The 23,963-nt window shown below is 65.1% G+C and carries 21 protein-coding genes; 11 read left to right on the top strand and 10 right to left on the bottom strand.

Going from position 1 to position 23,963, the window contains the following annotated elements; genetic code table 11:
* Positions 1-231: 231 nt before the first annotated feature.
* The 11 genes from E1N52_RS22480 to E1N52_RS22530 all read left to right on the top strand — a co-directional run bounded on the left by E1N52_RS22480 (position 232) and on the right by E1N52_RS22530 (position 11,591).
* Positions 232-1,926: a 5-guanidino-2-oxopentanoate decarboxylase gene (locus E1N52_RS22480; protein ID WP_133184931.1), complete on the top strand. Its 1,695-nt coding sequence runs from the start codon at positions 232-234 to the stop codon at positions 1,924-1,926.
* Positions 1,923-3,428, top strand: a complete 1,506-nt coding sequence (locus tag E1N52_RS22485; RefSeq protein WP_133184932.1) for an aldehyde dehydrogenase family protein — start codon at positions 1,923-1,925, stop codon at positions 3,426-3,428. The genes E1N52_RS22480 and E1N52_RS22485 overlap by 4 nt, the downstream gene beginning before the upstream one ends.
* A gap of 146 nt (positions 3,429-3,574) precedes the next feature.
* On the top strand, positions 3,575-4,672 hold the full coding sequence (locus E1N52_RS22490) for an ABC transporter substrate-binding protein (RefSeq protein ID WP_133184933.1): 1,098 nt from the start codon (positions 3,575-3,577) through the stop codon (positions 4,670-4,672).
* Positions 4,673-4,677: 5 nt separating this feature from the next.
* Positions 4,678-5,604: an ABC transporter permease gene (locus E1N52_RS22495; protein WP_133184934.1), complete on the top strand. Its 927-nt coding sequence runs from the start codon at positions 4,678-4,680 to the stop codon at positions 5,602-5,604.
* On the top strand, positions 5,601-6,443 hold the full coding sequence (locus tag E1N52_RS22500; RefSeq protein ID WP_133184935.1) for an ABC transporter permease: 843 nt from the start codon (positions 5,601-5,603) through the stop codon (positions 6,441-6,443). Before E1N52_RS22495 ends, E1N52_RS22500 begins: the two co-directional genes overlap by 4 nt.
* Before the next feature lie 41 nt (positions 6,444-6,484).
* Positions 6,485-7,558 (top strand): ABC transporter ATP-binding protein, encoded by a 1,074-nt coding sequence (locus tag E1N52_RS22505; protein ID WP_133184936.1) that lies wholly within the window; start codon positions 6,485-6,487, stop codon positions 7,556-7,558.
* A gap of 56 nt (positions 7,559-7,614) precedes the next feature.
* Positions 7,615-8,439 (top strand): transporter substrate-binding domain-containing protein, encoded by an 825-nt coding sequence (locus E1N52_RS22510; RefSeq protein WP_133184937.1) that lies wholly within the window; start codon positions 7,615-7,617, stop codon positions 8,437-8,439.
* A gap of 43 nt (positions 8,440-8,482) precedes the next feature.
* A complete protein-coding gene (locus E1N52_RS22515; protein WP_133184938.1) occupies positions 8,483-9,241 on the top strand; it encodes an amino acid ABC transporter permease in 759 nt (252 codons plus the stop codon).
* On the top strand, positions 9,241-9,897 hold the full coding sequence (locus E1N52_RS22520; RefSeq protein ID WP_028207074.1) for an amino acid ABC transporter permease: 657 nt from the start codon (positions 9,241-9,243) through the stop codon (positions 9,895-9,897). The genes E1N52_RS22515 and E1N52_RS22520 overlap by 1 nt, the downstream gene beginning before the upstream one ends.
* Before the next feature lie 39 nt (positions 9,898-9,936).
* The gene (locus tag E1N52_RS22525; protein WP_133184939.1) at positions 9,937-10,662 is read left to right on the top strand and encodes an amino acid ABC transporter ATP-binding protein; all 726 of its coding nucleotides are present in this window, start codon (positions 9,937-9,939) and stop codon (positions 10,660-10,662) included.
* Positions 10,663-10,694: 32 nt separating this feature from the next.
* Entirely contained in the window at positions 10,695-11,591 is an 897-nt protein-coding gene (locus tag E1N52_RS22530; RefSeq protein ID WP_133184940.1) for a LysR substrate-binding domain-containing protein, read from the top strand.
* 25 nt (positions 11,592-11,616) lie between these two features.
* Here E1N52_RS22530 and E1N52_RS22535 read toward each other — a convergent pair whose 3' ends face one another.
* The 10 genes from E1N52_RS22535 to E1N52_RS22580 form a co-directional block, all read right to left on the bottom strand.
* Positions 11,617-13,257 carry a Na/Pi cotransporter family protein gene (locus tag E1N52_RS22535; protein WP_133184941.1) on the bottom strand — a complete coding sequence of 547 codons (1,641 nt, stop codon included), beginning with the start codon at positions 13,255-13,257 and terminating at the stop codon, positions 11,617-11,619.
* 27 nt (positions 13,258-13,284) lie between these two features.
* Complete coding sequence (gene pbfA / locus E1N52_RS22540; RefSeq protein ID WP_133184942.1) at positions 13,285-14,715, bottom strand: (R)-1-hydroxy-2-aminoethylphosphonate ammonia-lyase; 1,431 nt, start codon at positions 14,713-14,715, stop codon at positions 13,285-13,287.
* Positions 14,715-15,512, bottom strand: coding sequence for an ABC transporter permease subunit (locus E1N52_RS22545; protein ID WP_133184943.1), 798 nt, complete (start codon positions 15,510-15,512; stop codon positions 14,715-14,717). The genes pbfA and E1N52_RS22545 overlap by 1 nt, the downstream gene beginning before the upstream one ends.
* Positions 15,496-16,392 (bottom strand): 2-aminoethylphosphonate ABC transporter permease subunit, encoded by an 897-nt coding sequence (locus E1N52_RS22550; RefSeq protein WP_133184944.1) that lies wholly within the window; start codon positions 16,390-16,392, stop codon positions 15,496-15,498. Before E1N52_RS22550 ends, E1N52_RS22545 begins: the two co-directional genes overlap by 17 nt.
* Positions 16,385-17,539 carry an ABC transporter ATP-binding protein gene (locus tag E1N52_RS22555; RefSeq protein WP_133184945.1) on the bottom strand — a complete coding sequence of 385 codons (1,155 nt, stop codon included), beginning with the start codon at positions 17,537-17,539 and terminating at the stop codon, positions 16,385-16,387. Before E1N52_RS22555 ends, E1N52_RS22550 begins: the two co-directional genes overlap by 8 nt.
* Positions 17,539-18,570, bottom strand: coding sequence for a 2-aminoethylphosphonate ABC transporter substrate-binding protein (locus E1N52_RS22560; RefSeq protein WP_133184946.1), 1,032 nt, complete (start codon positions 18,568-18,570; stop codon positions 17,539-17,541). The genes E1N52_RS22555 and E1N52_RS22560 overlap by 1 nt, the downstream gene beginning before the upstream one ends.
* A gap of 89 nt (positions 18,571-18,659) precedes the next feature.
* Complete coding sequence (gene phnY / locus E1N52_RS22565; RefSeq protein ID WP_133184947.1) at positions 18,660-20,108, bottom strand: phosphonoacetaldehyde dehydrogenase; 1,449 nt, start codon at positions 20,106-20,108, stop codon at positions 18,660-18,662.
* An 87-nt stretch (positions 20,109-20,195) separates the two neighbouring features.
* Positions 20,196-21,467, bottom strand: a complete 1,272-nt coding sequence (gene phnA / locus E1N52_RS22570) for a phosphonoacetate hydrolase (RefSeq protein WP_133184948.1) — start codon at positions 21,465-21,467, stop codon at positions 20,196-20,198.
* An 11-nt stretch (positions 21,468-21,478) separates the two neighbouring features.
* Positions 21,479-22,639 (bottom strand): 2-aminoethylphosphonate--pyruvate transaminase, encoded by a 1,161-nt coding sequence (locus E1N52_RS22575; protein ID WP_133184949.1) that lies wholly within the window; start codon positions 22,637-22,639, stop codon positions 21,479-21,481.
* Between the two features lie 232 nt (positions 22,640-22,871).
* Entirely contained in the window at positions 22,872-23,693 is an 822-nt protein-coding gene (locus E1N52_RS22580) for a DeoR/GlpR family DNA-binding transcription regulator (protein ID WP_133184950.1), read from the bottom strand.
* Positions 23,694-23,963 lie beyond the last annotated feature (270 nt).

The raw sequence follows: 23,963 nt of genomic DNA on the forward strand, positions 1-23,963 counted from the left end.
TGCGACGCATGTCCTCCAGTCATGGATCGGCGTAAACCCTCGCACCTCGGCGTGCATAGGCGGGTTTTCCTCAGGTCATGCAAGAAGCTCATGCACCTCATGAAAACATATCGATTGTCCGCGCCGCCAGGCGCCGCCGAGAATGGTTTGGACAACGACGCAGATGCGTGTGCATAGGCCAACCGGGCCGGCATCTGCATCGGGCGGTACCAACCAGGAACGCGACCATCCATGAACTATCCGGAATTCACCGCCAGCTTCGAGGAAGCCGGCGCGCGGCCAATTCAATGGCCCCATACAACGGGCCAAACCTGCGGCGAGGCACTCGTCACCTTGCTCGAAGGATACGGCGTCCAGTACGTGTTCGGCATTCCGGGCGTGCATACGGTCGAGCTCTATCGGGGTCTCGCCGCTTCGTCCATCCGCCACGTCACGCCGCGCCATGAACAGGGCGCGGGCTTCATGGCGGACGGCTATGCACGCGTGACCGGAAAACCGGGCGTGTGCTTCATCATCACGGGGCCTGGCATGACGAACATCGCGACCGCGATGGCGCAGGCGTATGCCGACTCCATTCCGATGCTGGTGATATCGAGCGTGAATGCACGCCGCGAGCTTGGCAACGGAGACGGACGTCTGCACGAACTGCCGTCGCAGCGCGACGTGTTCGCCGGGCTCACCGCGTTCTCGCACACGCTGCTCGATGCTGCGGAACTGCCCCAGGTGCTGGCCCGCGCATTCGCCGTTTTCGGCGGCGCGCGGCCGCGGCCCGTGCACATCGAGATTCCCCTGGACGTGATCGTCGCGCCCGCTCGGGACATGAACCTGATGCCAGCCGTGCTGCCTGCGAAGCCGGCGGGGTGCCCCGTGTCCCTCGCTGCGGCGGCAGACTTGCTTGCCACGGCGCGCCGTCCACTGATTCTCGCTGGTGGTGGCGCGCTGCACGCCGCGGCCGAACTGCAGGAACTCGCCGAGCGTCTGCAGGCGCCGGTTGCGCTGACGATCAACGCCAAGGGCCTGCTGCCGCCGGAGCATCCGCTGCTGCTCGGCTCGACGCAATCGCTGCCGCCAACGCGGGCGCTGGCCCGCGAAGCGGACGTCGTACTCGCGGTCGGCACCGAGTTGGGCGAAACCGACTACGACGTGGTGTTCGACGGCGGCTTTTCGATCGAGGGCCGGCTGATCCGCATCGATATCGACGCGCAGCAACTGATGCGCAACTTCAGTCCCGACGTGGCCATCGCCGCCGATGCGCGGCAAGCGCTTGGCAGCCTGTCGACGCGGCTGCATGAACGCATCATGTCAGCGCGCCAGCGCGACTGGGGCGCGCCGCGGGTCGCGCTCGCGCGGCAGGCCGTGGAGGCCGGCTACGACGCGCCGACACGCTCGCAGAAGCGCCTTGTCGACACGATCACCGCCGCGTTGCCGCACGTCATCATCGCGGGCGATTCGACCAGCCCCGTGTATGCGGGCAACTTCGTGCACGACGCTCCGCAGCCGCGTTCATGGTTCAACTCGTCGACCGGCTACGGCACGCTGGGCTATGGGCTTCCCGCGGCGATTGGCGCGAAGCTCGCGGCGCCCGATCGCCCCGTGGTTTGCCTGATCGGCGACGGCGGGCTGCAGTTCACGCTGCCGGAACTCGCCAGCGCCGTGGAAGCCAGGGTGCCGGTTGTTGTTCTCTTGTGGAACAACTTCGGCTACGGCGAGATTCGCCGCTACATGACGGCGCGCGACATCGTGCCGGTCGGCGTCGATATCCACACGCCGGATTTTCTCGCACTGGCGCGCGGTTTCGGCTGCGTGGCGGCTCGCGTGGATACGCCCGATGCGCTTGCTGCCGAGCTGCAGCAAGCCGTATCGCGGAACATCCCCACCGTGATCGAAGTAAACGAAGCCGACTGGTTTGCGCGGGTGCCGGCATGAAGCAGCATGAATGGTTCGGGCCGGGAGTGACCCTGCGTACGCAGCACTACATCGACGGCTTCTGGTGCGCGGGCGAGGGCGGGCAGCGTCTGCCGGTCGTCAACCCATCGACCGAAGAAACGATTGCCCACGTCGAGGCTGGCAACGCCGCCGATGTCGATTGCGCGGTGCGTGCCGCCGCACGGGCCTTCCGCACCTGGAAGAAGACAACCGGCGCGCAGCGAGCAACCTTGCTGCGTGCGATCGCGAACGGCGTGAGCGACCGGCGCGAGCATCTGGCGGCGCTGCAGTCGCTCAACAACGGCAAACCGCTGGAGGAAGCGCGAATCGACGTGAGCGACGTGATCGCCACGTTCGAGTACTACGCGGGCCTCGCCGAACAACTCGACGCAACCGGCGAGTCCGGGGTCGCAATTCCCAGCGACGACTATCAGGCGAGCGTCCGGTGCGAACCGGCAGGCGTGGTTGCGCTGATCGTGCCATGGAATTTCCCGATGGTCACCACGGCGTGGAAGCTCGCGCCCGCGCTTGCGGCCGGCTGCACCGTCATTCTCAAGCCTTCCGAAATAACGCCGCTGCCCGAGTTGGCGCTTGCGGCAATCATCGCGGAGGCCGGCGTGCCGAGAGGCGTGGTCAACGTCGTCACGGGCACGGGCACCGAAGTCGGGGCGCCGTTGGCGTCACACCCTCTCGTCGCGAAGGTTTCCTTTACCGGCAGCACCGCGGTTGGGGCGCAGGTCATGAAAACCGCTGCGGACACGATCAAGGGCGTGAGCCTGGAACTGGGCGGAAAGTCCTCCATCATCGTGTTCGCCGATGCGGATCTCGATCTCGCCACCGACCTCGTTGCGGGCGGCGCGTTCTTCAATGCCGGCCAGATGTGCTCGGCCACTTCGCGCGTACTGGTCGAGCGACCGATAGCGGACGCGCTCGCCGCGCGTCTCGCCGACCGCGCAACGCGCACAGTCGTCGGCGATCCATTCCAGCCCGGCGTGCAGATGGGGCCACTCACCAACCGCGCGCAATACGACCGCGTGCAGCGCTACATCGCGCGCGGCAAGGCGGACGGTGCACGTCTCGTGATCGAAGGCGAGGCGCCACCTGGTCCCGGCTACTTCGTGAAACCGACCCTGTTCGTCGATATCCCGGCCGAAAGCCCGTTGTGGCGCGAGGAAATCTTCGGCCCCGTGCTGTGCCTGCGCAGCTTCGATACCGAGGACGAGGCCGTCGACGCGGCCAACGATACCGAGTTCGGCCTGGTCGCCACGGTCGTCACGCGTGACGCTGGGCGAGGCAGGCGAGTGGCGGCCGAACTGGAAGCAGGCGTTGTCTGGATCAACGCGCCGCAGGTCATCTTTCCTCAGACCTCATGGGGCGGCTACAAGCGCAGCAGCATCGGGCGCGAACTGGGTCCGTTCGGGCTCGCCGCCTTCCAGGAAATCAAGCAGGTGCTCATGCCTGCCGGGGCCGGCGCGGCTCCGGAAAACGTCCGCGGTGCATGAGCTTTTGTCATGGCGCGCATGCAGAGATTTCGTTTGTTGCAGGTTTTTGACGCACGTAGAGTCCATTCACGCAGCACGTTCGCGCGATTTTCGGTAATGGCAGCGCGCACTGGGCAGCGCCCATACGGTTCAATCAGGAGATGACCATGCAGGGGATCAAGCTGGGGAGAAGGCAGGCCATTAAGGCAATCGGCACGGCTCTGGCGGCATCGGCCTTGCCCATGCCATTCATCAGTACTGCCAGGGCACAGGAAAAGAGCTATGCGGGCAAGACCCTGCGGCTGCTCACCTGGTCCGACGACACCGGCGCGGCGGCCTTGCGCAACATCGCCGCCACGTTCAGCCAGAAGACCGGTGCACAGGTTATCGCCGACCGCGCTGATGGCACCTCCGGTATGGTCGCGAAACTCAAGGCGGCCGGCGACCGGCCGACCTACGACGTGATCACGCTTGCCGGGGTCGGCGCCTCCGGTCTCGCCGATGCCGGCCTGCTGATGAAGCCGGACCTGAACAAGCTGCCAAACCTGAAAGACGTCGCGCCGCAATATCGCACGGGCGCCAATGGATTCGGCGTCGGCTACCTGCTGTGGTCGGACGGCCTCATCTACAACACCTCCACCGTGAAGACCGCGCCCTCGACGTACGAAGCCCTTTGGGATCCGAAGTATGCGGGACGCCTGTTCCTGCCGCCGCCCGAATGGGCGGAAGCGGTCGATCTCGCGATCATCGCCGCGAAGATGGCGGGCGGTTCGCAGCAGAATATCGATCCGGGGTTCAAGAAGCTCGCCCAGTTGAAGGACCGTGTGCTGACACTCGGCGAGAACCCGAACCAGGTCGCCGACCTGTTCCGCACCGGCTCGCTCGACATTGGCGGCATCTATGCACCGGCATTCTTCCCGGAGCAGATCCGCAAGCCCGAGTACAAGATGGCCGTGACTTACGGCATGAAAGAGGGCTTCGCGACCCAACTGATGTTTACGGTGATTCCGAAGTCGCATCCCGGCGATATCGATCTCATCCACGCTTTCATCAATCATTCGCTCGATGCCGGCGTGCAGGGCCGTATGGCCGCCGACGTGCTCAACGGTCCGGTGAACTCGCGTGCGATCATTCCCGCCGAAAGCCGCGCCTTCGTGCCGTCGCCGCAGCAGATCGCCGAGAAGGCCGTGCTTCACGACGACAAAGCGCTCGCCGCGTTGCAGCCTGCGTGGATCAAGCGCTTCACCGAGATCTTTTCCGCGTGAGCGCCATGTCAGCCCTCTCTTCACATCGCGCGGGCACGCCGGCGCAGGCCGGCGAATCGACGGCCCAGCTCGCCACCGCAACGGCGCTGCCGCGCGTGCCGCCGTTGCTGCTGCTCGCGCCGATCCTCGCGTTTCTCGCCGTATTGATCGCGGCGGCGCTCGCCGTGCTGCGCATGAGCTTCGGTGTGCCAGGCAATGAGTGGCATGCCTTCACGCTGCAAAATTACGTCGACCTCGGGGACGCCTACTTCCTGCGCTCGCTCTGGCTGACCTTGCGCCTTGCCTTCCAGAGCATGATCGTTGCGGTCGTGCTGGCGATTCCCGTAGCGCTCGCTATGGCACGTACGCAGTCGCGCACCGCGCGGCGCCTCCTGCTGGCCGGCGTGCTGCTGCCGCTGCTGGTCAACCTGCTGCTGCAGGGCTACGGGTGGCTCGTGATGCTGGGGCCGGCGGGCCTCGTCAATCACGTGTTCATGGCCACCGGCCTGATCGGGCGTCCGGTGTTGTGGCTGTATCGCGAGAACGGCGTGCTGCTCGGACTGATTCAAACGGCCTTTCCGCTCGCCGTGCTTCCCATCTCGAGCGCGATGCGCGCGGTGTCGCGTTCGTACGAAGAGGCGGCGGCTACCCTCGGCGCGAGCCGCTGGCAGACGCTGCGCCACGTGATGCTGCCGCTGGCGATGCCCGGCATCGTCTCGGGCGCGTTGCTCGTGTTCGCCTATAACGCGAGCGCGTTTGCGGTGCCATTGCTGCTGGGCGGACGCCGCGTGCCGATGCTCGCCGTGCTCGTGCACGATCAGGTCGCGCCGTTGCTGAACTGGCCGGCCGCGTCTGCCTCGGGTGTCGTTCTGATGGCCGCGACGCTTGCGGTGATGGCCATCTCGCAACGGCTGGTGCGCAACCTGCAACGCCACGCGGAGTCCCGCTCATGAATGCCTTGCGTATTCCCCTGACGATGCCCGGCCGCCTCAGCCGCGTGACCGGATGGTGCGCGACGATCGTGCTCTTTCTCGCCGCGCTGCCGATTCTGACGATGATCACAATGTCGTTCGGCAATTCGGACACGCTCGAATTTCCGCCACAGAGCTTCGGCTTGCACTGGTATCGGGCCGCATGGCACACCTTCGTGTCGCCCGATGCGAGCGACGTGCTGTCCATGGGCACCGCGCTCACGACGAGCCTCATCGTCGCTGTCTCGACGATGTTCATCGCCACCGCCGTCTCGGTGCCCGCTGCCTACGCGCTCTCGCGCTACCGCTTTCGCGGCAAGGCCGTGATCGAGCAACTGGTCGCGTTGCCGCTCGTCTATCCGCTCGTGATGCTGGGGCTTTCGCTGCTGCTCGTTTTCAATGTGCTCCCAGTGGAGCTGGGCGTGGGGCGGCTCGTCATTGCGCACGTGATCCTGGCGCTGCCGTTCACGGTGAAGAACTGCGCGGCATCGGTTGCGTCGATCGGACCCGAGTTCGAGGAAGCCGCCTGCGTGATGGGTGCGAGCCCGCGGCGTGCGCTCGTCGACGTCGTGCTGCCGCTCATGCGCCCGGGCATTCTCGCCGGCATGCTGTTCGCGTTCATCATTTCGTTTAACGAATTCACGGTGACGTTCTTCCTCTACGGCATCAACACGATGACGCTGCCTGTCTGGCTCTACAGCCGCACCGTTTCGTCGCTCGACCCAACCGTGTTTTCTTTCGCGGTCTTCATCGTGCTGATCGACTTTGCCTTGATCTGGCTGCTCGAAAAGCTCGTCGGCGACGCAGGCGTGGCGCTCTGATCGCCGCCTCTCACGCGGTCCCCGGGCACAAAGGAACTCTCATGACTCATCTGTCTTTGCAGGCCATCACCAAGCGCTTTCACAACGCGTTCGCGGTCGACCACGTCGATCTCAACGTTCCGGACGGCAAGCTGGTGTGTTTTCTCGGGCCGTCCGGCTGCGGCAAGACAACCCTGCTGCGTATCATCGCGGGCCTGGAGACGCCGACTTCCGGATCGGTGATGTTCGCGGGGCGCGACCTCACGCAGGTGCCGGCCAACCGGCGCGACTTCGGCATGGTGTTTCAGTCGCTTGCGCTGTTCCCGCATATGACCGTTGCAGCGAATGTCGCCTATCCGCTGCGTTTGCGCGGTGTCGACAAGCGCGCACAAGCGAAGCGCGTGGCCGAACTGCTCGAACTGATCCAGCTTCCGCACATGGCGGACCGGCCCGTTACGCAGCTTTCCGGCGGCCAGCGCCAGCGCGTGGCGATTGCGCGTGCGATTGCCTCGTCGCCGAAACTGCTGCTGCTCGACGAGCCGCTCTCGGCGCTCGACGCGAAGCTGCGTGAAGCGATGCAGGTCGAGATTCGCCTGCTGCAACAGCGGCTTGGCATCACGACGATCATGGTCACGCATGACCAGCGCGAAGCGATGACGATGGCCGACGAGATCGTCGTGATGCAGAAAGGGCGCATCGCCCAGGTCGGCAGGCCGCTCGACATTTACCGCGATCCCGTGAATGAATTCGTGGCGGACTTCATCGGCCTCGGCAACATCCTGCCCGTGACGCTCGAAGCCGATGCCGGCGTCGCGCTGCCGGGCGGCCAGCGGATCGCCGTCAATGCCGCGATGCGCCCGCCGGAGCGCTCGGGCGACATCCGCCTGCTGATTCGCCCGGAAGACGTGTGTGTGCGGCCCATGACGGCGAGTCCCGGCCCGAACGTCGTCGCCGGCAAGGTGACGTTTGTTCGCGACGTGGGCGCGCAGATCGAAGCGACGATCGATTGCGACGGCTTCACGCTCACTGCCGCCACCACGCCTCGCGAGACGCCGGACCTCGAAGTGGGGCGCCCCGTGCTCGCCGAGATGCCGGCCCACGCGTGCAGGCTGATTCCGGCACATACCGCGCACTGAAATTTCGCGTTGAATTTTTTTACCCCCAAAGAAGCAGCTGGAAGGAGACATCCGTCATGAACACCACTCACGTCACCACGAACCCCATGCAGCGCCTCGCGGCTCGCACCATCGCAACCTTCGCGCTGGCCGGCATGGTCGGCCTCAGCGCATTCGCACCGCTCGCGCACGCGGACGCGCTAGACACGATTGCGAAATCGGGCGTCGTGCGTGTTGGCGTATTCGAGGACTATCCGCCGTTTGGATCGATCGGACCCGACATGAAGCCGCAGGGCTACGACATCGACGTGGCCAATCTGATCGGCAAGGCCCTGAATGCGAAGGTCGAACTCGTGCAGGTGACGGGCGACAACCGCATGGCCTATCTGGCGGATCACAAGGCGGACATGCTGCTTTCAGTTGGCCAGACGCCCGAGCGCGCGAAGGTCATCGACTTCTCGCAGCCGTATGCGCCGTACTATCTCGCGGTATTCGGTCCGAAATCGCTGGCGGTGAAGAATGCCGGCGATCTGGCTGGCAAGACGGTCGCCGTTGCACGCGGCACGCTCGAAGATCTGAGTGTGTCCAAGGTGGCGCCGCCCTCCGCGGTCATCAAGCGCTTTGACGACCCGAACGGCGCGATTTCCGCATTCCTGTCCGGTCAGGCCCAACTGCTCGTGGTTGGCAATGACGTTGGCGCGACCATCATGGCCCGTCATCCCGCCAACGATCCTGAGCAGAAGTTCTCGTTGTTCAGCTCGCCAGATCACGTGGGCCTGAACAAGAACGAGCCGCGCCTGAAGCAGAAGGTCGATGACGCCATCGCGGCCGCAAAGAAGGACGGCTCGATGAACGCTATCTCGCTCAAATGGCTGCGTGCTCCGCTGCCGGCCAGTCTTTGATGGGCTCCGGCTCCCGCTTACCTGAACGACTGACGGCGCAGCGATGACTTACACATTCGACTTTAGTGACTTCGGTCTTTACGCGGGCATGCTCGCGCGCGGCGTGGAAGTGACGCTCGGCCTGACGGCGGTCTCGACCGTGCTGGGCGGCCTGCTCGGCATTGCGGGCGCGAGCCTTGCCGTCGCGGGCCCGAGGTGGGTGCGCGCGCTGGTGGCGTCCTACGTCGAGCTGATCCGCAATACGCCTTTTCTCGTGCAGCTTTTCTTCGTGTTTTTCGGGCTGCCGGGTCTGGGCGTGCAGATCAACGAGATGCAGGCGGCGGTACTGGCGATGACCGTGAATCTGGGGGCCTACGCGACCGAGATCGTGCGCGCCGGCATCGATTCGATCCCTCGCGGCCAGCGCCAGGCTGCCATGGCGCTCGGCTTGCAGGGGCGGCAGGTTTTCCGCCATGTCGTGCTGCCCCAGGCGCTCGCCAACGTCTTCCCGGCGCTGCTGGGCCAGGTGCTGATCGTGATGCTCGGCTCGGCCGTCGTCTCGCAGATCTCCGTGCCCGACCTGACGTACGCAGCCAACTTCATCCAGTCGCGCAACTTCCGCTCGTTCGAGAGCTACGTGATCGTCACGGTGATCTATCTCCTGCTGTCGATCGTGCTGCGGCTGCTCATCAACCGGCTCGGCAAGGGCCTCTTCGCCGGACGCACGGCACGCGGCGCCGGCGCCTCGCGCACAACCCTGCGCGCGTGGTTTTCCGGTCGCGCCCGCATGGCGGCATCCGGCCTTTCGAAGGAGCGTCCGTAATGGTCGAGTTCACTCTCTGGGATATCGCGCGCAATCTGCTGCTGGCCGCGCGCTGGACCGTTCTGCTTTCGCTTTGCGCGTTCGTTGGAGGCGGCATCGCGGGGCTCGTGCTGCTGGCGATGCGCGTGTCGCCGTTGGCCTGGCTGCGCCGCATCGCCGTGCTGTACGTCGAACTGTTCCAAGGCACGCCACTGCTGATGCAGCTCTTTCTCGCGTTCTTCGGGCTGCCGCTCGTGGGAATCGAAGTGTCGCCGTGGCTGGCCGCAACGGTGACGCTCACGCTGTACACGAGCGCCTACCTGGCCGACATCTGGCGCGGGTGCGTCGAAGCCGTGCCACGAGGGCAGTGGAGCGCCGCGGCCAGCCTCGGCATGACATGGCCTCAGCAACTGCGTTACGTCGTCTGGCCGCAGGCATGGAAGATCGCCGTGCCGCCCACGGTTGGCTTTCTCGTGCAGGTGGTGAAGAGTACGGCGCTCACGTCGATCATCGGCCTGACCGAGCTGACCAAGACCGGAACCATGATCACGAACGCCGTGTTTCGTCCGTTCCCGATCTACGCGATGGTCGCGCTGCTGTACTTCGCGATGTGCTTTCCGCTCACGTGGTACGCGCGCGTGCTCGAAGGCCGCTACCAGCGTGCCCGTCACCGCTGAACGCATGAACTTCAACGCTTTTCAGAAGCAGGTTTCCACATGATTACCATTAGCAACGTATCCAAGTGGTACGGTCAGTTCCAGGTGCTCACCGACTGCACGACGGAAGTGAAAAAAGGTGAAGTCGTCGTGGTATGCGGCCCCTCGGGCTCGGGAAAATCGACGCTCATCAAGACGGTCAACGGCCTCGAACCGTTTCAGAACGGCGAGATCATGATCAACGGCGAGTCGGTTGGCGACAGAAAGACCAATCTGTCGAAGCTGCGCTCGAAAGTGGGCATGGTCTTTCAGCATTTCGAACTCTTCCCGCATATGTCGATTACCGAAAACCTCACGCTCGCACAGGTGAAGGTGCTTGGCCGGCACAAGGACGAGGCCGCGCAAAAGGCCCTGGGGCTGCTGCATCGCGTCGGCTTGCGCGCGCATGCGGACAAGTTTCCCGCCCAGCTCTCCGGCGGTCAGCAGCAGCGTGTCGCAATCGCCCGCGCGTTGTCGATGGACCCGATCGCGATGCTGTTCGACGAGCCAACCTCGGCACTCGACCCGGAGATGATCAACGAAGTGCTGGACGTGATGGTCGAACTCGCCCAGGAAGGCATGACGATGATGTGCGTCACGCACGAGATGGGCTTCGCGAAGAAGGTGGCGAATCGCGTGATCTTCATGGATCAGGGGTGTATTGTCGAAGACGATCTCAAGGAGGCGTTCTTTGCGCAGCCGAAGTCCAGCCGCGCGAAGGACTTTCTTTCAAAGATCCTTCACTAGCCTGATTCCGTCAAACCGGAAACGCGAATCCCATGCGACGCCTTCCTCCACTCAACGCACTGCAGGTATTCGAAGTGGTCGCGCGCCACCGCAGCTTCACGTGTGCTGCAGAACACCTGTGTCTCACGCAGGGCGCGGTGAGCCGGCAGATCCTCTCGCTGGAGGACTACTACAAGTTTCCGCTTTTCATCAGAGGAAAGAAGGGGCTCACGCTGACGACCGAAGGCGAAATGCTGCTGCCCGTCGTGAGGGAGGGCCTCGCGCGCATCGAGGAGACGTCGGCGCGCTTGACGCGGCAGCGCACCGATCTCGCCATGAAGGTGCCGACCTGCATCATGCGCTGGATGTTGCCGAGAATCATGCGGTTTCAGGGCGAGCACCCCGACTTGCTGGTGCAGATCACCGCAACCTGGCAGCATGACGTCGACTTCCAGGCCGAGCCGTTCGACGCCGCGATCATCTACGGCTCGTCCCCAGGCGCCGATGTTCACGCGGTGCCGCTCTTCGACGAGCAGATTACGCCGGTCTGCGCGCCGGAACTGCTGAACAGCAAGCCGCTCGCACAGTTCGACGATCTCTCGCAATTCACGCTGCTGCATCCGACGCGAGACCATCGCGACTGGAGACAGTGGCTCGATCAGGTTGGCGCGACCCAGGTAGACGCGAACATGGGACCGAGTTTCGAAACACTCGATCTGGCGACGAACGCGGCCATGCAAGGCTTCGGCATCGCGATCGGCGACCGCACGCTGGTCGATGACGACCTCGTGGCGAAGCGGCTTGTCATGCCGTTCGACACGGTGATCGAAACGGGCGCGCGCTATTACTTTGTCTATCCCGAGTGCGTGGCGCATCAGCCGAAGGTAAAGCTCTTCAGCGAGTGGATGGCACGGAATCACCAACCACAACCGGCGATTGCGCCGGTATAGCAACCGTCAGGCGAGCGGCGCACGCTCAAACCTGCGCCGCCGCTTCGTCCGCTTTGTCGCGTTCCAGCAGGGGATAGGCGAGCGCGCAAATATGTGACTGGATGCGCACGAGATCGCGCAGCACGTCGAGGTGCAGCGAACTCGAGGCCAGGCTGTCCGGCTGGCCTTCGCGCAGCCGTTCGAGGTGGCGTTCGCGCGTCGATCGTTCGAGTTGCCTCAGTGCCTGCTTGTCGGCGATGAGCTGCGCCGCGGTCTGCGTGCGCCCCGACACGAGCAGGGCCTGAGCGCGGCGAAAGCTGTCGATTACCGAGTCGTGCAGCATGCGCAGTTCTTCGGTGCCCTCGGCCGAAAAGCTCAGCTGCATCTTGATCTTCTTCTGTGCGATCTCGAGCAGATTCTTGTCGATGATGTCGCCGATATGCTCGAGATTGATCACCGCGGTCATGATGTCCGATGCCCAGCGCCGGTCCTCTTCGCTGAGCGGCTCGCGGGTCAGTTCGGTGACGTAGCGCTTGATCGCGTCGTGGAGCACGTCCACGGTGTCGTCGCGGCTCGCGATATCGCTCACCGCGCGGCGGTCATTGGCAAGCAGCACCGGCACGCTCTCGCGCAGCATCGCCTCGACGATCTCGCTCATTCTGATCACTTCGCGCGCCGCGCACGCTAGCGCCAGTGGCGGAGACTGCAGGGCGCTTTCGTCGAGGTAGCGCGGCGAGCACGCGTCGTCGCCCGCAGCGGGCGAGGGCATCATGCGCTCCAGCAGACGTGCTACCGGATCGAGCAGACCGATGAACACGACCGCGATGGCGACGTTCAGGCCCGTGTGAAAATCGGCAATCGTGCGGCTGGCGTCGCCGGGCAGCGTGTCGAGCAGGCGCGCGAGCGGCGAGCACACGGCGAGCAGCAGCACGCACACGCCGCCGCGCAGCAACAGGTTGCCGGCGGGCAGCCTGCGGCGGCTGAGGTCGTCCCCCTTCGCCGCCTCGAAATACGGATTGAGCGCGCTCCCGACGTTCGCGCCGAGCACCATCGCGATCGCGATGTCCAGAGGCACGGTATGCAGCTTCGCGAGCGACATCACGAACAACACGACCGGAATGCTCGAATGCGCGGCCCACGTGAGTACGCACGCCAGAGCGGCGTTGAGCACGGGCTCGCCGGACAGCGCGCCGAGCACCGTACGCAGCGCGGGCGCGTTTTCCGCGGGCTGCACCGTCGAGACGAGCAGCGTGAGCGCGAGCAGCATGAGCCCGAGCCCGATCGATGCGCGGCCGATATCGCGGTTGCGCGAGCCCTTGCCCCTTTCGAACAGGGCCATGCCGATCAGCAGGCAGGCGGGCGAGATCCAGCTGAGATCGAGCGAGAACGCCTGCACGATCAGCGTCGAGCCCACGTTCGCGCCGAGCATCACGGCGAGTCCCGTCACCGATCCCATCAGACCGCGCGCCGCGAAGGACGACGCGATCATGCCGGTCGCCGTACTGCTCTGCAGGGCGCCGGTGATCGCGAGTCCTGCACAGAATGCGTTGAAGCGGTTGCCGAGGCTCCTCGCCATAAAGCGCCGAAGCGAAGCCCCGAACGCGCGCATGAGTCCGGACTCGACCATGTGCAGGCCCCATGTGAGCAGCGCGACACCGCCCGCGAGATGAAGCACGATCAGGATCATCCGGCGCCTCCCTTGTGTTGTTTTTGGTTACATCGCTTGCACGCCTGCCTCGATCGCCTCCTCGAGTATCGCCAGCGCATCGAGCATCTGCGTGGCCGTGACGGTGAGCGGCGGCGTGAGCGTGAGTACGTTGCCCATCGTTGTCTTGAACGACAGGCCGCGATCGAGCGCGCGGTACAGCACCGCCTCGGCGAGATCCGGGTCGGGCGTCTTGTCCACGCGGCTCTTTACGAGTTCGATGCCGAGCATCAGCCCGCGCCCGCGTACATCGCCGATAGCGGGGAGTCGGCGCTTCATGTCGTTCAACCGGTCGAGCGCAAGCGCACCGACACGCATGGCGTTCTCGACGAGCCCCTCGTCCTCGATGATCTCGATCGTGGTGAGCGCGGCGCGCGTGGTGACCGGATTCTTCTCGTGCGTGTAGTGTCCGAAGGCCCAGTCGCCGGCGACGTCGAGTTCGGGCCGCGTGACGCAGGCGGCGATCGGCAGGATCCCGCCACCGAGCGCCTTGCCCATCACGAGGATGTCCGGCACGACGCCGTCGTGATCGCAGGCGAACATACGCCCCGTCTTGCCGAGGCCGGTGGGGATCTCGTCGAAGATGAGCAATGCGCCGTGCCGGCGGCAGGCTTCGTGCACCCGTTTCCAGTAGCCGGGCGGCGGTAGGTAAGGCACGCAGCGCGCGGGTTCGGCGATCACGGCGGCCACGTCGCCTTCGCGCTCGAGCACGTAGTCGACCATGTTCGCGCAGGACATGCGGCACTGGTCGAGCCGTGGGGCGCCATGCTCGTCGCAGTCGTGTCCGTAGGGGCATCGGTAGCAGGCGAACGGCGCCACGTGCTGGGAGCCCGCCACGAGCGGCGCGGCCGGCCCCGAGCGGAACAGCGCCTCGCCCGAGAGGCTGGATGCACCGATCCCCGCACCGTGGAACGCGTCCCAGAACGAGAGTGTCTTGAAGCGCCCCGTTGCCGTGCGCGCGAGCTTGATCGCCACTTCGATGGCGTCGGAGCCGCCGGTCGTCAGGAGCACCTTGGAGAGCGTGCCCGGCGCGATCGCGGCGAGCTTTTCGGCGAGCAGGACCGCGCTCTCGCACGCATAGCGGCGCGGCGCGAACGGCAGCGCATCCATCTGCGCGGTGATGGCCGCTTTGAGGCGCGGATGGCCATAGCCGATGTGGTGCACGTTGTTGCCGTGGAAGTCCATGTAGCGGCGGCCCGCCACGTCCTCGATCCAGATGCCTTCCGCCTTCGCAATGGCGTTCAGGCACGGTGAGGAGACCGACTGGCGCAGGAAGGCCGCTGCATCGCGCGCGAGCAGCGTACGGCTGCGCGCATCGAGCGCTTCGCGCTGCCATGCGCGGCGGCGGCCGGTGAGGTTCGTATCGCTCTCCGACTGGGCGACGGCGCGCTCAACGTGTTCGCCGCGGGCGTCCATCGATTCGAGGCTCGATGGGCTCATCAGCGCACCGCCGCTTTGGTCGAGACGCGCGAGAGCGCGAGCAGCACGAGGAGCGTGCCACCACCCAGCACCATCGTGAGGGTCGACGCATCGAAGATCGCACCGCGGTCGGACAGCGCGAAGATGCCGACGGGCAGCGTGACCCAGCCAGGCGGATAGATCATCAGAGTCGCGCCCAGTTCGCCCATCGACAATGCGAAGCTGAGGCTGAACGACGCTAGCAGATACGGCGCGATGAGCGGCAGTGTCACGCGGGTCAACTGGTAGAACGGCCGCGCGCCGAGGCTTTCGGCGACCTCGCCATACTCCGGCGCGAGCCGCGAGAGCCCCGCGGACACATTGCCGTACGTGAAGGCCGAAATCAGCAGGAAATGGGCGAGAAACACGATCGACGCCGTGCCGTTGAGCAGGACGGGCGGCTGGCTGAACGCGACGAGCAGCCCGAGCCCGATGGAAACCGACGGCACCGCGCTCGGCACGAAGAATACGACGTCGAGAACGCGCTTCGGCATGCCCTTCATGCCGCGCAACGCGAGCGCCGCCCATGTGCCGCTCACGAGCGCCGCCGCACTGGCCAGCGCCCCGGTGAGCACGCTCACGCGCAACTGGTCGGCCGAATCCGTGTGGAACACCCGCGCGTAGTGGGCGAGCGTGAGGTGGCTCGGCAGGATGCCGTTCCACTGTCCGCTCACGCTGGCGAGCGCGATCATCGCGACCGGCAATCCATAGATCGCGGCGAAAAGCAGCGCCGTCGCACTCCAGGTCGACACCTTTGCCCATTTAGCCCAAAGCAGCACGGCGACCTCCGCAAAGTGACACGACTGTCCGGTAGCAGGCGTAGAGCCCGAGCGACAGCGCGATGTTGATGACGGCGATCACGCAGGCCGTGGTGTAGTCGAACTCCTGAATCGCCTTGCCGTAGATGAGCAGCGGCAGGGTGATTACGTCTTTCGCGCCGATGAACAGCACGATGCCGAACTCGTTGACGGTCAGCAGCAGGCAGAGGCTGCCGCCAGCAAGCAGCGCGGGCAACGCGGCGGGCAGGATGATCTGCCGGATGATGCGCAGCGGCTTTGCGCCGAGACTGCTCGCCACTTCGATCTGCGCGTTGTCGATCTGCGAGAAGCAGGCAAGCAGCGGGCGCATGATGAACGGCGTATAGACCGTCACCTCGGAGAGCACGACGCCCCACTGCGTGTACAGGAAGTCGACGGGCGGCAGGCTCAGGTGGAAGAACGTCATCAGCGATTGGTTCAACAGACCCGCCGAGCCGTACACGAACGTGAAGGCGAGCGCGACGAGGAAGGTTGGCAGTGCGATGAAAGTATCGATCAGCCGGCCGACGAAGCGCGCCCCGGGAAACGGCACGAATGCGATCACGAGCGAGAACACGAAGCCCAGCACGAGGCAGCCCGCCGACGCGCTGACCGCAATGGCGATCGTGTGATAAAGGCCGCTCAGGAACTGTCGCGAATGCAGCACGGCGGCGAAATTTGCGAGCGTGAGTGTGTGAGTGCTGGAGTCGGTCCCGCCGCCCAGCGCCTGCAGCGCGATGAGGCCGAACGGGTAGAAGAAGATTGCCGCCAGCACCACGAGCGGCGGCGCGATCCAGAGGCCGCGCCAGCTGGCCGGGGAGCGGCCGGCCGGCGCGGGCGGAGCAATGACGAGATCAGCCATGGCCTTCGACCTCCGGTACGAGCGTGACGTCCGCCGCGTCGAAATGAACGGACATCGCAGTGCCGGGCTCCGGCGGACTTTCGAGCGGCGCACGCGTGAGACGCAGCACCTCGCCGCCGACATCGAGCACGACGCTGTGCAATTCGCCGAGCCATTGCACGCTCTGCACGACGCCCGTCACGCGATTGGACGCTTCCGTGCGCGGCCTGAAATGCAGATCGTGCGGCCGCACGCACACATAACACGCGCTGGCGGCGGCCAGGCCGTGATGATTGCGCCCGACGATCGAGAAGTCCCCGCAGCGCACCCGTGCGTAGCCGTTGGTCGTGGGCTCCAGTTGCTGCGCCGGCAACACGTTCGCACGCCCGAGGAATTCGGCCGCAAAACGGTTCGGCGGATGCCGGTAGAGCCCCTGCGTCTCGCCGTGGGCCACCAGCTTGCCGTCGCGCATGATGCCGATGTGGTTCGCGAGCGTGAGCGCCTCGGTCTGATCGTGCGTCACATACAGCACGGTCAGCGTGGGCAGGCTGCGATGCAGCTTCGCCAGTTCGTCGAGCATCGAGCGCCGGATCTGCGCGTCGAGCGCCGAGAGCGGTTCGTCGAGCAGCAGCACCTGGGGCTGGATCGCGAGCGCGCGCGCAATTGCCACGCGCTGCTGCTGGCCGCCGGAGAGTTCGCGCGGATAGCGCTTCGCATACTTCGACATGCCGACGAGGCCGAGGCACTCGGGCACCCGCGTGCGGATCGTGTCCGCGTCGGTGCCGCGTGCACGCAGGCCAAAGGCGACGTTGTCTTCCACGCGCATGTGCGGAAACAGCGCGTAGTTCTGCACGACCATGCCGATGTTGCGTGCATACGGCGGCAGACGCGTCACGTCGCGCGCCCCGATCATGATGCGTCCCGCGCTCGGCTGCACGAAGCCCGCGACGGCCCGCAGCGCGGTCGTCTTGCCGGAGCCCGAGGGGCCGATGAGCGCGACGATCTCGCCGGGCTTCACGGTAAGCGTGAGTGAGTCGAGAATGGTCTGGCCGCCGTACGTCACCGAGACATTCTCGAAGCCGATTCCGCTTGCGCCGTGCGCGACCGCCGCCGGCACCGCGGGGGCCTGTGGCGCAGGCCCGCGTTCCATGGTGAAAGTATTGGCCATTAGTTGCTCGAGATCGCCTGGTTGTAAGTAGCCACGTCGGACTTCAGGTCGTGCATGACCTGGTTCCAGTCGGGCTCCCAGATTTCGACGCCCTGCAGCATCGCGCTGAGCGTCTTGAAGTTGGCGTCGGTGGGATGCACGTCGGTGCGCACGGGCATGCCATAGGCGGACTTGCTCACGTCCTGCTGGGCCTCGGCGCTCAGGAGGAAGTCGATCAGCTTCTTGCCGTTGTCCGTGTGCGGCGCGCCGGCGACGAGACCGATGTAGTAGGGCAGCGAGAACGTGGCGCGGCGCCCGCTCGGGCCGGCGGGGAAGAAGACCGAAATGTTCGGGTTGTCGCGCATCTGCGAGAGGTTCATCTGCAGATCGCCGTTGGCGACGTAGAGTTCGCCCTTGTTCACGAGCGCCGTGAGCTTGCCCGTGGAAGCGGACGGTCCGAGATTGTTCACCTGGAGCTTGCGCAGATACGCGAAGCCACCGTCCTTGCCGTCGAACGCGTGGAAAGTCTGCAACATGAGCGCAGTACCATCACCGGCCTGGCCCGGCGTCGAGTACTGCACCTTCTGCTTGAACTGCGGCGCGAGCAGGTCCGTGTAGGCCTTGGGTGCGCTCTTGAGCACTGCGGAGTTGTAGATGAACGTGGGGTAGTTGTCGACCATGGCGACATACAACCCCTTGGCGTCCTTGTCGCGCGCGGCGATCTTGTCGGCGCCAGCCGGAGAGTAGGGCTGCAGCAGGCCGTCGGCCGCGGCCTTCTGCATGAATGGCGGCAACGTCACGAGCACGTCGGCCTGAATATTCGACTTCTCCTTGCCGAGGCGATCCACCACGCCGCTCGACCCGGCTTCGATATATTGCACCTTGATGCCCGTTGCCTTCGTGAAGGCTTCGAACTGGTTGCCGAACCAGCTGGGCGTGCCGTCGTGCAGACCGTCCGCGCTGTAGATGGTCACGACGCCGGATTGTGCATGCACGGAGCCCGCTGCAAAGGCGAAGGCACAGGTCACCGCGGCGATCAGTTGAGTTTTCATATTCAACCTTCCTTGAGTTCGGATGCTGAAAAAAACCTCGTAGGGCCGCGCGCTGGCGGCTTGCGTCGCAATCCTGCCGGTTGCTGCAGTTATTCCCAGGGCATGGACCAGGTCCTGACGTTGGTGTAGCTCTTCATCGCCTCGACCATGCCTTCCTTGTAGCCGTTGCCGGAGTCCTTGATGCCTCCGAACGGCGACATCTCGGTGCGATAACCCGGCACTTCCCAGACGTTCACGGTGCCGACCTCGAGCGCGTTGACGAACTTCGTGGTGTAGTCGAGCCGGTTCGTGCAGACGCCCGAGGAGAGACCGTACGCGGTCGAGTTCGAGATGCGGATGATGTCGTCGATCTGGTTGGGAACGCGAATGATCGGGATGACCGGGCCGAAGGTCTCCTCGCGCACGAGTTCGCAGTCGTAGGGCACGTGATCGACGACGGTGGGGGCGAACAGCGCGCCCTGACGCGGGGCGCCGTAGAGCACGCGTGCGCCGTGCGCTTCGGCGTCGGCCACGCGGCGCTCGAACAGTTGCGCGGCCGCTTCGTTGATGACCGTCCCCACGTCGACGCTCGGGTCCATCGGGTCGCCGCATTTGAGCTTCTTCGCGTGCACGAGCACACGTTCGACGAAGGCATCCGCCACGCTTTCCACCACGAGAATGCGCTTGACCGCCGTGCAGCGCTGGCCGGAATTCTTGGTCGCGCCCGTCACCGCGAGCAGTGCGGCGCGGTCGAGGTCGGCGTCTTCCATGACGATGAGCGGGTCGTTACCGCCCAGTTCCAGCACGGTGCGGCGGTAGCCCGCGTGCTGCGCGATGTACTTGCCCACGCGTACCGAGCCGGTGAACGTGACCAGGTCGCAATGCGGGTCCGTGATCATGCTGTCGCCCATCGTGCGCGGATTGCCGGTGACGACGCTCAGCATCTCGGGCGGCAGGCCCGCTTCGTAGAGCACGTCGGCGAGGGCGAGCGCAGTGAGCGGCGTGAGCTCGGTGGGCTTGAGCACCACCCGGTTGTTGGTCGCGATGGCCGGCGCGAGCTTGTGGCTCACCATGTTCAGCGGATGGTTGAACGGCGTGATGGCGGAAATCACGCCGAGCAGCGGCAGACGTGTCGTGAAGATCTTGCGGTTCTTCCCGTTCGGGCTGATGTCGCACGAGTAGACTTCGCCATCGTCCTTGATCGTGAGTTGCGCGGCAAACGACCAGACGTCGTAGGCACGGCTTGCTTCGTAGAGCGAATCTTTCCAGCACAGACCCGACTCCGCAGTGATGAGGCGCGCGAAGTCCTCCTTGCGGTCGCGCAGCGCTTCGGCGGTGGTCTGGAGGATGCGCTGGCGCTCGAAGCGCGTGAGGTGCGGGCGTGCGGCGTGAGCTTTGGCGAATGCTTCCTGCACGTGTTCGGGGCGGCCCGCAGGCACGGTGCCGACCACTTCGTTCGTATAGGGGTTGAAGACTTCGATCACTTCGTCGGTCGAGACCTGCCGGCCGGCGATGCGCATGGACTCCTGCTTGAATGCGGGTTTGGTCATGACGTTCATCGCATACCTCGTTCTATGATCCGGTTGGGCACGCCCCTTCGCAAATGCGAGCGGCGGCGTGCGGGGGCCTTCGTGTTGATACGTGTGTCAAGCGGCGGCGGCTTGTGCGACGTGGTTCAGCGCGACATCGAAAATGTCGAAATTGCGCAGAGCGCGGCCCTGCGGCCAGTCGGTCTTGCGGTTGACGATGAGCGGCACGTCCTGCTCCGAGATCCCGCCATGCGAGCGCAGCGGTTCAGTCAGGCCGGAGAAGTCGTGGCGCGCGGCGCTCGTGCCGAACACCTTGGCGCGCGTGCCGACCACGACGATGTCGCCGATCCGGTCGGGCGGCAGTTCGAAGCGTTCGCACGCGGCATCGCTCGTTAGCGCGAGTTCCACGCCCGCGGTGTTGCGCAGCTTGTCGAGCAGCGTCGCCGCGCCGGCCGCGTCGGTGCCCTCGGGCAGGTAGACGGTGGCGAACGAGCCGAGCGCACCATGGTGCGCGACGTAGGGATCGGTGATCGGCAGGATCACGCGCGCGCGGCCCTTGCCTGTCCACTCGTCGAACAGATCCTGGAGGTAGAGCACGTCGGGCTCGCCGCTCGCACGGTGCTTGTCGTTCATGCCATGGTCCGCCGTGATCGCGAGTACGCAGCCTGCCGCGTCGAGTTCGCCCACGTAACGGTCGAACATCGCGTAGAAGTCGTTCGCTTTCGGCGCGCCGGGTGCAGCTTTGTGCTGCACGTAGTCGGTCGTCGAGAGATACATCAGGTCGGGGCGAAACGTATCGAGCAGCTTGACGCCGGCGGCGAACACGAACTCGGAGAGATCGGCGGAGTAGACGTCGGGCAGCGGCTTGCCGACGAACGCGAGCACGTCGCCGAGACCGTTTTGCTCGCGTGTCGCCTGATCGGCCTTTTCGGCCGAGAACGCGATGGCGCGGCCGCTCGCGAAGTCGAGCCCCTTGCCGAGCAGCGTGCGCAGTTTGTCCTTCGCGGTGACGACCGCCACTTTCGCGCCGGCGTCGTGGAACGCAGCGAAGATCGTCGGAGCGCGCAGGAAACGCGCCTCGTTCATCATGACTTCCTCGCCGCTTGCCCGGTCGTAGAAGTAGTTGCCCGCGATGCCGTGCACTTTCGGCGGGCGGCCCGTGAGGATCGAGAGATTGTTCGGGTTGGTGAAGCTTGGAATCACGCATTGCGCAATGCGGCTCGTGCCGCTGCGCAGCAGCTTCGCCAGATGCGGCGCGCGGCCTGCCTTGATGGCTTCCTCGATATACGCCGGCTCGGAGCCGTCGAGGCAGATCACCACGACGGGTGCGGCGGGAAAGCGGTATTCGCGGCCGTTCACGGCCACTGCGGTGTCATTCAGCGTGCTCATTGCATCTCCATTCAGGCTGTTTTTTCGATCTGGCCGACCATGCCCATTTCCTCGAGGACTTCGCCGATCGCGGCGAGTGCGGCGCGAATTTCCTTTTCGCCGATCCGGCCAATACAGCCGATGCGGAACGAGTCGGCCACAGTGAGCTTGCCCGGGTAGATCACGAAGCCGCGCGCCTTCAAACTCTCGTAGAACTGGGCAAAGACGAAGCGCGGGTCCTCGGGCATGTGGAACGTGACGATGATCGGCGCCTGCAGCGAGTCTGCGAGCAGTGGCCTGAAGCCGAGCGCGCGCATGCCGTCGAGCAGCATCCGGCAGTTGTTGCGATAGCGTCCGCCGCGACCGGTTACACCGCCTTCGGCATCGAACTCCTCGAGCGCCTGGTGGAAGGCAACGATCACGTGCGTGGGCGGCGTGAAGCGGTACTGGCTCGTCTTCTCCATATTGAGCCACTGGTCGTGCAGGTCGAGCACGAGCGTGGTGGCGTTGCCCTGCGTGCGCTTGAGCGCCTCGACCCGGCAGATCACGAAGCCGAGGCCCGGTACACCTTCGATGCACTTGTTGGACGACGCGGCGACCGCGTCGATGTGCATGGCCCGCACGTCGATGGGCAGCGCGCCGAAGGCACTCATCGAATCGACGAGATAGCCCTTGCCGTATCTCGCCGCGAGCGCGCCGATCTGCGCGATGGGGTTGAGAATGCCCGAGGTCGTCTCGCAGTGAACGGTAAACACGTGCGTGATGGACGGGTTGCTCGCCAGCAGCGCTTCGACCGCGGCGAGGTCCGGCGGCGTGTCTTCCGCGGTTTCGTGCACCACGGTCCTGCGCCCGGCGATATCGAGAATGCGCTTCGCCCGCTTGCCGTAGGCGCCATTGATCAGCACCAGCACTTCACCATCGGCTGGCACGAAAGTCGTGAGCATGGCCTCGACGGCGAATGTGCCCGAGCCTTGCATGGGCACTGTCGCCCAGTCATCGGAACCATTCGCAATCCTGACGAGTCGCGTGAGCACTGAGCGGTTGATTTCGATGAAGTTCGCATCGCGCGAGCCCCAGTCGTGAACCATCGCCGCTTTGACGGTGCGTGAGGTGGTGAGTGGACCGGGTGTGAGCAGCAGCGGGTCGCCGGTTTCTGAAGTTGCAGGGGAGGAAGCCGTGGAAGATGCCGTCATGGGGTGTCTCCGTGAAGGTCTGTTCTGACTGTCTGACTGCGTGTTGAAGTCACTTTAGGACGTGCAACAAAAACAGTCAATACGCCACTATTTGCCACAACACCAGGGGATACGCGAATGCGCTGGCAGTGACTGCGTCAGATGCGCCGCGGCAAGCGGCAGCGCCACCCGGCACTGCGTGCGAGCAGAGGAATGACTTGCGGATGGATGGGCAAACGCCCGTGTGTGCGGGTTAGCGCTCGCCGTTCGCGACGATCACTCGCCACTGCTGGAGTTCGAACGCACGAGCGATACGCGGGGGCGGCGGCGCGTCGACGACGACGCCTGCGATGTGCGGCACGGGCGTGATCCGCACGGGCGTGCCGTGCTCGAACTTGGTGTGGTCGGCGAGCACGTAGACCGCTTTGCCGGCGTTCATCATCAGATGCCGCTGCTCGGCGGCGAGCCGTGAGTAGTCGGTGAATTCGCCTTCTGGCGAGATACCGCTCACGCCGAGAAAAACGAGGTCGACGCGATAGTGGGCGAGCGCGGTCATCGTCTCGATGCCGAATGCCGCTTCATCGTTCGGCTCGATGTCGCCGCCGAGCACGATCACCTTCACGCCGGGCGCGCGGCACAGGAGCAGCCCGATCGGCAGGCTGTTGGTGATGACCGTGAGATCGCTGTGATTCGTGAGCGCAGCGGCGAGGCCCAACGTTGTGGAGCCCGAATCGATCAGCACGACCATGCCGTCGGCGACGAGCTGCGCCGCCGCGGCGCCGATGGCCGCCTTGCCCGCAGCGTTCGCCGCTTCGCGCGTGGCAAGCGACGGTTCGTCAACCGCGCGCTTCGCCGCGCCGCCATGGACCAGACTCACACGGCCCTGTTCCGCGAGCGCCTTCAAGTCGCGGCGGATCGTTTCGCGCGAGACGCCGAGCGTCATGCTCATGTCGGCGACACTCACTGAGCCGCTTGCATCGAGGCTTTGCAGGATGTAGTCGGTGCGTCCGACGGCGAGACGGCGATTCAGCGGTGCGGGTGGAGCAAGAGGTGGGGCGGCGCGGTCATCTGGCATGGTGTTGCCTTTCAGGAAAGGAAAGCGCGGCGGTGCCCGTGAACTGGACGCACAAGGATAAGCCACAAAATACCACAAATTGCCGAGCCGTTCGCTCCTCTCGAAGACGTGGCGAATCACCGTTGTTTTTTAGCGGTCGCGCGATGCCACGCCACCCAGACCAGGCAGAGACCCCACATCAAGCGCACATGTCTTGTGGCAAATTGAGTTGTTTTGTGTGGCATCTTGTTGCATTATTTGGCCTGGTAGCTGTCCTCGCAACGCATTTCA

The sequence above is a fragment of the Paraburkholderia guartelaensis genome (assembly GCF_004353905.1).
Lineage (GTDB): Bacteria > Pseudomonadota > Gammaproteobacteria > Burkholderiales > Burkholderiaceae > Paraburkholderia > Paraburkholderia guartelaensis.

What these genes read in the sequence shown, in the direction of transcription:
- E1N52_RS22480 (WP_133184931.1), top strand. Translation starts at nt 232, where the DNA reads ATGAACTATCCGGAATTCACCGCCAGCTTCGAGGAAGCCGGCGCGCGG.
- E1N52_RS22485 (WP_133184932.1), top strand. Translation starts at nt 1,923, where the DNA reads ATGAAGCAGCATGAATGGTTCGGGCCGGGAGTGACCCTGCGTACGCAG.
- E1N52_RS22490 (WP_133184933.1), top strand. Translation starts at nt 3,575, where the DNA reads ATGCAGGGGATCAAGCTGGGGAGAAGGCAGGCCATTAAGGCAATCGGC.
- E1N52_RS22495 (WP_133184934.1), top strand. Translation starts at nt 4,678, where the DNA reads ATGTCAGCCCTCTCTTCACATCGCGCGGGCACGCCGGCGCAGGCCGGC.
- E1N52_RS22500 (WP_133184935.1), top strand. Translation starts at nt 5,601, where the DNA reads ATGAATGCCTTGCGTATTCCCCTGACGATGCCCGGCCGCCTCAGCCGC.
- E1N52_RS22505 (WP_133184936.1), top strand. Translation starts at nt 6,485, where the DNA reads ATGACTCATCTGTCTTTGCAGGCCATCACCAAGCGCTTTCACAACGCG.
- E1N52_RS22510 (WP_133184937.1), top strand. Translation starts at nt 7,615, where the DNA reads ATGAACACCACTCACGTCACCACGAACCCCATGCAGCGCCTCGCGGCT.
- E1N52_RS22515 (WP_133184938.1), top strand. Translation starts at nt 8,483, where the DNA reads ATGACTTACACATTCGACTTTAGTGACTTCGGTCTTTACGCGGGCATG.
- E1N52_RS22520 (WP_028207074.1), top strand. Translation starts at nt 9,241, where the DNA reads ATGGTCGAGTTCACTCTCTGGGATATCGCGCGCAATCTGCTGCTGGCC.
- E1N52_RS22525 (WP_133184939.1), top strand. Translation starts at nt 9,937, where the DNA reads ATGATTACCATTAGCAACGTATCCAAGTGGTACGGTCAGTTCCAGGTG.
- E1N52_RS22530 (WP_133184940.1), top strand. Translation starts at nt 10,695, where the DNA reads ATGCGACGCCTTCCTCCACTCAACGCACTGCAGGTATTCGAAGTGGTC.
- E1N52_RS22535 (WP_133184941.1), bottom strand. Translation starts at nt 13,257, where the DNA reads ATGATCCTGATCGTGCTTCATCTCGCGGGCGGTGTCGCGCTGCTCACA.
- pbfA (WP_133184942.1), bottom strand. Translation starts at nt 14,715, where the DNA reads ATGAGCCCATCGAGCCTCGAATCGATGGACGCCCGCGGCGAACACGTT.
- E1N52_RS22550 (WP_133184944.1), bottom strand. Translation starts at nt 16,392, where the DNA reads ATGGCTGATCTCGTCATTGCTCCGCCCGCGCCGGCCGGCCGCTCCCCG.
- E1N52_RS22555 (WP_133184945.1), bottom strand. Translation starts at nt 17,539, where the DNA reads ATGGCCAATACTTTCACCATGGAACGCGGGCCTGCGCCACAGGCCCCC.
- E1N52_RS22560 (WP_133184946.1), bottom strand. Translation starts at nt 18,570, where the DNA reads ATGAAAACTCAACTGATCGCCGCGGTGACCTGTGCCTTCGCCTTTGCA.
- phnY (WP_133184947.1), bottom strand. Translation starts at nt 20,108, where the DNA reads ATGAACGTCATGACCAAACCCGCATTCAAGCAGGAGTCCATGCGCATC.
- phnA (WP_133184948.1), bottom strand. Translation starts at nt 21,467, where the DNA reads ATGAGCACGCTGAATGACACCGCAGTGGCCGTGAACGGCCGCGAATAC.
- E1N52_RS22575 (WP_133184949.1), bottom strand. Translation starts at nt 22,639, where the DNA reads ATGACGGCATCTTCCACGGCTTCCTCCCCTGCAACTTCAGAAACCGGC.
- E1N52_RS22580 (WP_133184950.1), bottom strand. Translation starts at nt 23,693, where the DNA reads ATGCCAGATGACCGCGCCGCCCCACCTCTTGCTCCACCCGCACCGCTG.